Annotated in this window: 9 protein-coding genes and 1 tRNA gene; 5 read left to right on the forward strand and 5 right to left on the reverse strand. The window is 63.6% G+C overall.

Going from position 1 to position 9,978, the window contains the following annotated elements; genetic code table 11:
- The 4 genes from ACY693_RS09045 to ACY693_RS09060 all read left to right on the forward strand — a co-directional run.
- The coding region (locus ACY693_RS09045; RefSeq protein ID WP_462321501.1) for a cation-transporting P-type ATPase at positions 1–2,425 on the forward strand (2,425 nt) is incomplete at its 5' end.
- A 94-nt stretch (positions 2,426–2,519) separates the two neighbouring features.
- The gene (locus ACY693_RS09050) at positions 2,520–3,446 is read left to right on the forward strand and encodes an aldo/keto reductase (RefSeq protein WP_462321502.1); all 927 of its coding nucleotides are present in this window, start codon (positions 2,520–2,522) and stop codon (positions 3,444–3,446) included.
- 119 nt (positions 3,447–3,565) lie between these two features.
- A complete protein-coding gene (locus ACY693_RS09055; protein ID WP_462321503.1) occupies positions 3,566–4,267 on the forward strand; it encodes a DUF6064 family protein in 702 nt (233 codons plus the stop codon).
- A gap of 2 nt (positions 4,268–4,269) precedes the next feature.
- Complete coding sequence (locus ACY693_RS09060; protein WP_462321504.1) at positions 4,270–4,590, forward strand: hypothetical protein; 321 nt, start codon at positions 4,270–4,272, stop codon at positions 4,588–4,590.
- 219 nt (positions 4,591–4,809) lie between these two features.
- Here ACY693_RS09060 and ACY693_RS09065 read toward each other — a convergent pair.
- From ACY693_RS09065 to ACY693_RS09080, 4 genes are all read right to left on the reverse strand, one after another.
- Positions 4,810–4,884 (reverse strand) — tRNA-Val (locus ACY693_RS09065).
- 214 nt (positions 4,885–5,098) lie between these two features.
- Positions 5,099–6,025 carry an alpha/beta fold hydrolase gene (locus ACY693_RS09070; RefSeq protein WP_462321505.1) on the reverse strand — a complete coding sequence of 309 codons (927 nt, stop codon included), beginning with the start codon at positions 6,023–6,025 and terminating at the stop codon, positions 5,099–5,101.
- A 189-nt stretch (positions 6,026–6,214) separates the two neighbouring features.
- Positions 6,215–7,663, reverse strand: coding sequence for a pyruvate kinase (gene pyk / locus ACY693_RS09075; protein WP_462321506.1), 1,449 nt, complete (start codon positions 7,661–7,663; stop codon positions 6,215–6,217).
- Between the two features lie 187 nt (positions 7,664–7,850).
- A complete protein-coding gene (locus ACY693_RS09080) occupies positions 7,851–8,468 on the reverse strand; it encodes a hypothetical protein (RefSeq protein WP_462321507.1) in 618 nt (205 codons plus the stop codon).
- Between the two features lie 146 nt (positions 8,469–8,614).
- On the opposite strand from ACY693_RS09080, the gene ACY693_RS09085 reads away from it, so the two are divergent.
- Positions 8,615–9,502, forward strand: coding sequence for an EcsC family protein (locus ACY693_RS09085; RefSeq protein WP_462321508.1), 888 nt, complete (start codon positions 8,615–8,617; stop codon positions 9,500–9,502).
- Positions 9,503–9,547: 45 nt separating this feature from the next.
- On the opposite strand, the gene ACY693_RS09090 is transcribed toward ACY693_RS09085, so the two are convergent.
- Positions 9,548–9,901, reverse strand: coding sequence for a pentapeptide repeat-containing protein (locus ACY693_RS09090; protein ID WP_462321509.1), 354 nt, complete (start codon positions 9,899–9,901; stop codon positions 9,548–9,550).
- Between the last annotated feature and the right edge of the window lie 77 nt (positions 9,902–9,978).

The raw sequence follows: 9,978 nt of genomic DNA on the forward strand, positions 1-9,978 counted from the left end.
CGTGCAGGAGGGCAAGGCCGAGGACGCGCTCACGGCCATTCGCGGCATGCTCTCACCGCATGCGCGGGTCTGGCGCGATGGGCGTCTCGTGACCTTAGAGGCGACCGATCTGGTGCCGGGCGACCTGGTTGCGCTGCAATCGGGCGACAAGGTGCCCGCCGATCTGCGCCTGCTGCGTACCAAGGCTGTGGAGATCGAGGAAGCGGCGCTGACCGGGGAGTCGGTGCCGGTCGAGAAGGGCACCGATCCGCTGGCGACCGATATGGTGCTCGCCGATCGGCGCTGCATGGCCTATTCGGGCACCCTGGTGACGCACGGGCAGGGCACGGGCATCGTGGTCGCAACCGGCGCCAGCACTGAGATCGGCCGCATCAGCGCGATGGTCGCCGACGTGCAGCAGCTGACCACGCCGCTGCTGCGGCAGATGGCTCAATTCGGGCGTTGGCTGACGGCTGCGATCCTGGTCATCGCTGCGGCCAGCTTTGCCTTTGGGCTCCTGGTGCGCGACTACAGCGCGGCCGACATGTTCCTGGCCTCGGTTGGGCTCGCGGTGGCGGCGATCCCAGAGGGGCTGCCGGCGATCATGACCATCACCCTGGCGATTGGTGTGCAGCGCATGGCGGGCCGCAATGCCATCATCCGGCGGCTGCCAGCGGTGGAGACCCTGGGCACGGTCGGCGTAATCTGCTCGGACAAGACCGGGACCCTAACCCGCAACGAGATGACCGTCAGCACGGTGGCCACTCAGGCGCGCGATCTGCGCCTCACCGGGACCGGCTATGATCCGCACGGGGTCTTCTTGGCCGATGATGAGCCGATCGACGCGCGGATCGATCCCTTGTTGATCGAAGCGCTGCGCGGGGTCACGCTCTGCAACGATGCCTCGCTAGAACAGCGTGACGGTGAATGGCGACTCCACGGCGGCCCGACGGAAGGCGCGCTGTTGGTCGCGGCGGTCAAGGCTGGAGTGGATACCGAGCTGCTGCCCAAAGAGCTACCGCGCACCGACCTGATCCCGTTCGAGTCGAGCCATAAGTTTATGGCGACCTTACATCACAGCCACGCCTCAGAGTCTTTCATCTTTGTCAAAGGAGCGCCCGAGGCCGTGCTCGAGCGCTGCGTCAGCGAACGGACCGCGGATGGCGATCGCCCCCTGGACCTGGAGGACTGGCAACGACGCATGGAGACGATGGCCGCAGCCGGTCAACGCGTGCTGGCGGTGGCGGTGAAGCCGGCTGAGTCGAACCAGACTCAGCTCGATTTCAAGGATGTCGAGCAAGGGCTGACGCTGCTGGCGCTGTTCGGGCTGATGGACCCGCCGCGTGAGGAGGCGATTGCCGCCGTTCGCGTCTGTCAGCAGGCCGGTATTCGGGTGAAGATGATCACCGGCGATCATGCGACCACGGCGAGGGCCATCGCGCGCCAGATCGGCCTGACGAGCACCGAAACCGCGCTGACGGGGCGCGAGCTGGATGCGATGGGCGATGCCGAGCTGCAGCGTCGGGTGCGCGAGGTCGATGTCTATGCGCGGGTGACTCCGGAGCACAAGCTGCGCCTGGTCCAGCATCTCCAAGAGAACGACACCGTGGTCGCGATGACTGGCGATGGAGTCAACGATGCGCCGGCGCTCAAGCGCGCCGATGTCGGCGTGGCGATGGGCATCAACGGCACCGAAGCGGCCAAGGAGGCCTCGGAGATGGTGCTAGCCGACGACAACTTCGCCTCGATCGCCAATGCGGTGGAGGAGGGACGCACCGTCTACGACAACCTGCGCAAGGCGATCCTGTTCATTCTGCCAACCAACGGCGGCGAGGCCCTGGTGGTGCTCGGCGCCATCCTGTTCGGCTTTCAGGAGTTCCCGCTGACGCCGGTGCAGATCCTCTGGGTGAACATGATCACCGCGGTCACCTTGGCGCTGGCACTGGCCTTCGAGCCGCCGGAGCCGGGCGTGATGAGCCGACCACCGCGCGACTCTCGACAACCGGTCCTGACGCCGACCTTCCTCTGGCGGATTGGCTATGTGTCGTTGATCCTGATGATCGGCACCTTCAGTCTCTTCCTGCTCGATCGCTGGCAGGGTGGAAGCATCGAGCATGCGCGCACTGTCGCCGTCAATACCCTGGTGATGTTCGAGATCTTCTATCTCTTCAATTCGCGCTACATGGAGGCGCCGGTGCTCAACCTGCGTGGCCTGTTCGGCAACCGCTATGTACTGCTCGCGGTGGTGCTCCTGGTTCTGTTCCAGCTGGCCTTCACCTATTGGGGACCACTGCAGACGCTGTTCGGGACCGCCGCACTGGGCGCTGGTCACTGGATACTGATCGTGCTGGTCGCCTCCTCGGTCCTGTTCGCGGTCGAGTACGAGAAACGCCGGGTGCAGCGGCGGCGTGCGTTGGGGTCGGATGCAGCAGCCGAGCGTGCTTGAGCAACTGGACGATGTGATCTTCGAAGCTGCGGCGCTCGACTGAGCGAGGCGCAGTAGACGGCACGCACATCTTGTCGATCTGGAGACCTATCCATTGGCCAAGAGCAGACTCAACCGGCGACACTTTCTGCAGCTGGCTGCGGGTTCGGCAGCTGTGCTTGGCGGGCCTCCCTGGGCGACTGCCGTAAAGCGCGCTCCTTTGACCAAGCCGATCCCGAGCACCGGCGAGCAATTGCCGGTGATCGGCATGGGCACCTGGATCACCTTCAATGTCGGCAATGACCCCAAGGCTCTGGCGGTTCGCACCGAGATCCTGCGCGCCTTCTTCGCTGCTGGCGGCGGCATGATCGACTCCTCCCCGATGTATGGCTCGGCCGAGGCCGTCCTGGGACGCGTGCTGCCGAGGCTCGAGGACACCCAAGGCCTGTTCTCGGCGACCAAGGTCTGGACCGGCTCCGGTGCGGCGGGGCCGATCGAGATCGCCGAATCGCGCCGACTGTGGGGCGTTGAGCGGTTCGACCTGCTCCAGGTCCACAACCTGCTGGCCTGGCAGGCCCACCTGGAGACGCTGAAAGAGATGCAGGCCGAAGGTCGCCTGCGCTATATCGGCGTGACCACCTCGCACGGACGTCGTCACGACGAGCTGGAGCGCATCATGCGCGACGAGCCGATCGGCTTCGTCCAGCTCACCTACAACATCGTCGATCGCGAGGCCGAGCAGCGATTGCTGCCGTTGGCGCAGGAGCGCGGGATTGCGGTGATTGCCAATCGACCCTTCCAGCGCAAGCAGTTGATCTATCGTGCGGAAGGCCAACCCCTGCCCGGATGGGCCGCTGAAATCGACTGCCAGAGCTGGGCGCAGGCCTTGCTCAAGTTCATCGTCTCCCACCCCGTGATCACCTGCGCGATCCCGGCCACGAGCCAGGTCGCCCACATGCGCGAGAATATGGCTGCTGCCGCCGAGCCCTTGCCGGATGAGGCGCTGCGGCGCCGGATGGCGCAGGATTTTGCCGCACTCTAACGGCATGCAATCAGACTGAGCCCTGGGCGCGCAAGGGAACTGCTCGCCGCGGCTGATCGCGACAAAGAGAGGCGCAACCCCCACCGGCTGCATGGTCGAGCTACGCGCTTAGCGACTTCTTGCCGTTCTCGCTCGAGACCTATCAGCGGCTGGGTACCCTCTACAACGCGCGCTTTAGTCTCGCCGTTCTCGCCGGCGTTGGTATCGGCCTGATCACCCTCATCTTGCTGCGGCGGAGGAGCAGCTGGCGCATCCGGCTAGTGCTGGCAAGTCTCGGTCTGAGCTGGCTCTGGATCAGCTGGGGCTATCAGCTTAAGACACTGGCGCCGCTGCTCTGGGCTGGCGAGCTGTTTGCGATTGCCTTCGCGCTGCAGAGCGGACTCCTGCTCGCCGGTGCAGCCTTGCCGCTGCCGACTCCGACGATCAGCAATCCGCTATGGGCTCAGTCTTCGGTAACCGCTCAAGGGCGGCTCGGTCGCTGGATCGCCGATGGCATGATCGCATTCGCCGTCCTGCTGTTTCCGCTCATCGAGCTTGCCGCCGGACGGGCTGGGTCGGGCCTGTCGCTCTTCGGCAGTGCGGCGACTCCAACCGCGATTGGGACGCTCGGTCTCGCAGCAGCGCTGGGTCCAAGATTCGCACTGCTGCTGATGCCGATCCCGATCCTCTGGTGTCTGGTCGCGAGCCTGCTGGAGTTTGGCCTGGGCGGTCCGCTCTGGCTGCTGCCTAGCGTATCGGTGCTCGTCAGCCTAGTCGCGGCTTGGCTGAGCTGGCAGACTGATGCCGAGTTACAAAGATCGATCGACGAGGAGCTGGATTAGGTATGGCGAGACAACACGACGATTTTGCTTTCCTCGATGTCCTGTATCGCGTCTGCGATGCCCTCTGCGAGGGCGAGACGCGCGAATTCATCCGCGATAACGGCATCACCCGTTTCACGCGAGACAAGGACGATGCGATTCTCGTCGAGGGCGCCTTTGTAACCGTCAGCTTGGAGGTGCCGAGCGTGCGTGTGTCGACGACCGGGATCACTGATCCGGATGGGAAATCGCTCGAGTTCGAGCGCGATGCCATCGCAGGGCTCTCAGGACGGCTCATCAATCTCGATTACGAGATGGTGAAGGAGAAGGTGCTTCCGGGCTAGAAGCTGGAGTATGACCAAATCAGGCGCGAGCGTTTGGCAAACAACAACTCGCCGATTTGGCGGTCGGTCAGGCATACAGCGAGCACCGTCGGAGCCTAGAACGGGATGCTGCTCGGCCAAGTACCCCTGACCGATGGTCATACCATTGAGTTGGTCTGAGGTCGGAAAGCGGCCTGCTTGAGAGCGAGACTTACATGGGGCGGAGCGGTCTTAGCATGATGGTGGGCGCGGCTGGGTTCGAACCAGCGACCCCTGCCGTGTGAAGGCAGTGCTCTCCCACTGAGCTACGCGCCCGATGCTGGGGTGCCCTGGAGCGGACAGATCGAAAATCATAGCCGGCACTTGGCTAGCGGTCAAATCAAAGTGGAGATCTGCTCAGAGCACTCGGTACCGCTTGAGCCTAAGCAGCGGGGCCCGCCGTGTGAAGGCAGTGCCCCGCGATCGGCGACAGCTCCTTCGATCAGACAGAGTCGATTCAGAGAGCAAGGGGGTGGAGGCCGGGGACCTTTCAGGGAAGCTGGGCCATCAGCTCACTCAGTATCTGCCGGCTGTAGCGAAACGGCACGGAGTAGTGCCCCTCTCCGGGTAGCTCGGTAAGACTGGCATTGGGAAGTTGCTCGGCATACCAGCGGCCGTGCTCGATCGGCACGGTGCCGTCGGCTTGGCCATGCCAGATGCTGATGGGGAGGACAATCTGCTCGAAGGGGATGTCCCAGTCGTGCATGTAGAGGTGCAGATCGCGGCGAGCGCCGGGCGCGCCGTTGCGCATGGCGTCGGCGATGGTTCGATTGAGAATGGCGCCGATCTCGGGGTCGGCGAGGACGCTGCGATCGGTGGGCGGTGCGGCCAGGCTGCGGGTGTTCTCGACCAGCGCCGGCCAGTGCTCGAGCAGCGCAGTGGTCGGGCTGCCGAACAGTAAGCCGCTCATCCATTCGGGCTGCTGGCCGATGCGCAGGTTCAGCCGCGCCGCCCAGTGCATCTGCTCGAGCTGCTCGTTGCGGTAGATCGGACCCAGTGGACAGACCAAGGCGCAGGCGGTAATGCGCCCCTGCGGGCTATCCGGCGCTGCCTGGGCGAGGCGCCAGGCACAGGCCAACACATAAGGGCCTCCGCCAGAGATGCCGATCAGGCCGAAACGCTCAAGACCCAGTTGGTCGGCGACGCAGAGCACATCGTCCGACCAGTCGCTGAGCAGGCGTCCCGGGGCGTGGTCGCTATCGCCGTATCCGGGACGGTCCAGGCTGATGATACGGGCACCGGCCTCACAGGCGCTGGCATGCACCAGCCAGGCCTCCCGGCGCGAGCTTGGAAAGCCGTGGGCATAGATGATTGGCTTGCCTTGGGGGTCGCCGAGCTGCGAGAAGGCAATGCGGCGGCCAGATGCAGTGATGGCGAGCTCGAGCTGCTCAAGTGGTGGTGTCTGTGAAGGAGTCACGGTCTCTATCATGGGTATGATTGGAAACTCAGCAAACGGCCGAGCGCCGGTATGGGCGCAAGCTCTCAACAGACACAGGCACTTGCATACACTCCGAAGCGGTCAACTGCTCTTTCAAGGTTTAAGGAAGCTGGACTGGAATGGAATTCCGGCGCGCCGATGTCTCGATGACTGACTCGAGGCGATGGCTTACTGGCAGGCAGGATTGCGCTCCGGGCTCAGCTCGAGGATCTCGAGCCGATGGTTACCACAAGGATGCTCTTCCGATGGCCCTTGGGTCAGCAGCACCAAGCCCTCCTTGATGCCCTTGTCGGCGAGCCAGCAACGGACGTATTCGCTCCAATCGGGCAGGTCGCTCTCGACATCGACAGCGAGTACGCCGTAGGAGAACTTGAGCGCTTGACAGGTGCTCGGCGTTGGGCTCAGTGCGACCACCCAGCAGGGCAGGCGGAAGCGGGCGATGCTGCGGGCCGTATTGCCGCTGCGGGTCGGTACGACGACGGCCTGCGGGGCACTGCGCTCGACGGTGTGGTAGACGCTGCGGGCAATGAGATCGACGGCGCGCAGCTGGCGTCCGTCGCCGAAGGCGCCTAAGGCTTGCGCGAGCAGGCGGTTGTCGCGCTCCGGTTCGATGGCGGCGGCGATGGCGGCGAGCATCTCGACCGATTCGACCGGGAAACGGCCCATCGCTGACTCGGCCGAGAGCATGACGCAGTCGGTGCCACCGAGGATGGCGTTGGCCACATCGGTGGCCTCGGCCCGGGTCGGACGACGCAGCGTGACCATGGATTCGAGCATTTGCGTGGCGGTGATCACCGGTTTGCCGCGCAGATTGGCCTGCTCAGTGATGCGACGCTGCGCGACGGCAATGGTCTCGATCGGAATCTCGACGCCAAGATCACCGCGGGCGACCATGATGCCATCGGCGGTCTCGAGAATGCCGTCCAGGTTATCCAGTGCCGAGGCGCGCTCGATCTTGGCGATGATGAAGGGCGCGTAGTCGAGCGCCTTGGCCGCATTGCGCACCGCTTCGATATCAGCACCAGAAGCGACGAACGACTGGCTGACCGCGTCGAGCTGGTGCTCGGCAGCAAAACGCAGCCAGTGATGGTCGTCCTCGGTAAAGGCCGAGATGCCGAGATCGATCCCTGGCAGGTTCAGGCCCTTGCGCGATCTGAGCTCGCCGCCCGCGCGAACGTTGCAGATGACATCGGTCTCGGTGACCTCGACGGCCTTGAGCAAGATGAAGCCGTCATTCAGGAACAGCCGATCACCAGGCTTGACCGCAGCGGGCAGCCCCGGGAAGGTGACGCTGACACGATCGGCCTGGCCAATGTCGGGCTCGGTGGTCAGCGTGAACGGCTGGTCGCGGATGAGCTCGATTGGCTCTTGGTCGAGATCGCCGATGCGCATCTTGGGGCCGGGTAGGTCACCCATGATCGCGACCCGACGACCGACCTCGTCTGCTGCCTCGCGAATCGCTTCAATCAGCCCGGCGTGATAGTCAGGATTGCCGTGCGAGAAGTTGAGCCGAGCCACATCGAGCCCGGCGCGGATCAGGGTACGGAGTACCTCCCGCTGTTCGGAGGCAGGGCCGATTGTGGCAACGATCTTGGTCTTACGATTTGGGATGAGCATAGGTCGATTCAGGTACAGCAAGCGGCCGAGAGCCGCGGATGGCGACCAGTGTAAGCGAAAGACTTTACCGCTTCTTGGCGGTATCAGGGTTCTGGGGCCTATTGCCGCGACGACGCCGTTGCAGCCGAGAAGGGTCCAGCCTAGCCAAGACCTTCTCGCCGCTGTGCGCCTGGCATTGCGCTCGGGGCTATGCGGGCATCTCAGACTCAGCAGCGCCGGACGGCTCTGCGTCAGCGACTGCGCCCTGCGGGTTGTCGCGAGCCGCAGCGCGTGCAGCATAGAAACGGTTTGCGGACGAGCCAACCAGACGGGTCACGGTGGCCATCGAAAGCGCGCCGGCAGGAAGCATCAGCGCCGGTTTCATGCCGTAGGTTGTGAGCAGTGAGGGTGCGGCTGCGCCAAGCCCGGTGGCAGCAACCACAGCGATCATCTCGGGCACTCGGGCGCTGTCGTCGATGTCTTCGCCGTATAGGTGCGCGATCTCCAAAATGAGATACAGATGCATGCGGGTAAGCAGGCTGCCGGCGCCTACCACACCGCTGAGCTTCAGTGCTTGACCGAAGCCGGGAAGCAGCCAAGGCGCGTTGAGGAGGGCGCCGCCGAGCAGCGACAAGCTGGTCTTGGAATCGATCAACCGACGCGCGTTGCGGGCCGGCTCATCCTCGGGATAACGCGCTGCGACCAGCTGGGCAACCCGACGCACCTCGTTCTTGCGCAGCCGAAGAAAGAAGTAGAAGAACTCCTCGACCATCAGGGACTGCCGACGCTCAGCAGCCAGTTTCGGGGCAACGTTTTCGGTTGTCATCGCGGGGTGCTTTCTCTCTCTGGCATGATGCCGTCTTGGCAACAGTGTTTATTGGCTTCGGGGTCTACACTTAATGTCTATCCTTCTTGCGCCTTCAGCTTAGCTGATCAGCGCCAGTATCGCCGGACTCTGCTGTGTCTTTAGTCATGTCCATCGACGGCTCCCACAATCGCTCATCGGCTAGGGTGCCGGTCGCAACGGGTCTCCCGTTCGAAGCGACTCGCGAGCTGATCTGGTCTTATCGCCAGCTTGAGCATCCCTCGCTCGCGGCGCGGCTCAGTGATGTGATCGCTTCACCGATTGGCGAAGGGCTCAAGCTGTTGCCCCGCGACTGGCGCAAGCGCATCGATCGCGGCGTCGAGGCAAGCATGTTGCAGGCCTTCAATCTGGCGCTCTTGTCGCTGGGCGAGCGACCCGATGCGCGGCCCGGTGACGCATCGACCTTGAGTCATAAGATGATGGCTGCAAGCGCTGGAGCGGTTGGCGGCTTCTTTGGCCCACTGTCGACGCTGGCGGAGCTACCCATCACTACGACGCTGATGATGCGCTCGATCGCCGATATCGCGGTCAGCGAGGGGGAGCGGCTGCGCGAGAACCCCGACGCAAGGCTTGCCTGTGTGCAGGTTTTCGCTCTCGGTGGCCGAACCCGCGACGACGAGGATGCCGAGGTTGGCTACTACGGCATGCGGATCACGCTAGGGCTACACTTCGAGAATGTGATCGAGTATGTCGGCAAATCCGATGGGCCGCATATCCCAACGATCATTAACCTGGTGCGTGCCATCGCGGCGCGGTTCGGCGTGGTGGTCTCCGATAAGTTTGCGGCACAGATGGTGCCGATTGCTGGTGCCATGAGCGGGGCAGCGTTGAATCTGATCTTCATGCAGCACTATCAGCACGTGGCTCGCGGCCATTTCATCGTGCGCCGATTGGAGCGCCAGTATGGGGCCGAGCGGGTTCGCGACGCCTATCGGCGGCTTGCTGAGCTCGAGCAAGCTGAGGAACGCGTATTCAGTCCGATCGAGGGCTGGTGATGGTTGGAGCGATCGCTGGATCAGAGGGGCTAGCGCTTCAGGTGCTCAGTCGAGCCCTTTAGCAGCCTTGGTCTTGGCCTTCTTCAAACGCGCGCCTTTGAGCTTGGCGCGCCGAAGGTCGGCCTCCCCGAGATCGGAACCACGCAGATCGCAGCCGCGCAGGTCGGCTTGACGCAGCTTGGCTCCATGCAGATCAGCGCCTTGGAGATCGGCCTTGCGCAGGTTGCTACCGTTCAGATGCGCCTTGCGCAGATCGGCACCGCTGAGCTTTAGCGCACTGAGATTCTGATCGTCCAGATCGACATTGCTCTTGCCTTTCTTGCGCCGCTCCTTGATCCATTGGTTGAAGCCACTGACGTCTCCCTGCTTGAGCATCTCGACGGCCTTCTTGTGAGTCATGGCTCGAGCCCTAATGCAATTGATGAGTCTCAAGCCTAGCAGATTGCTCCCTACTTGAAGCAGTTGCCAGTCTAGAC

The sequence above is a fragment of the Halochromatium sp. genome (assembly GCF_054919635.1).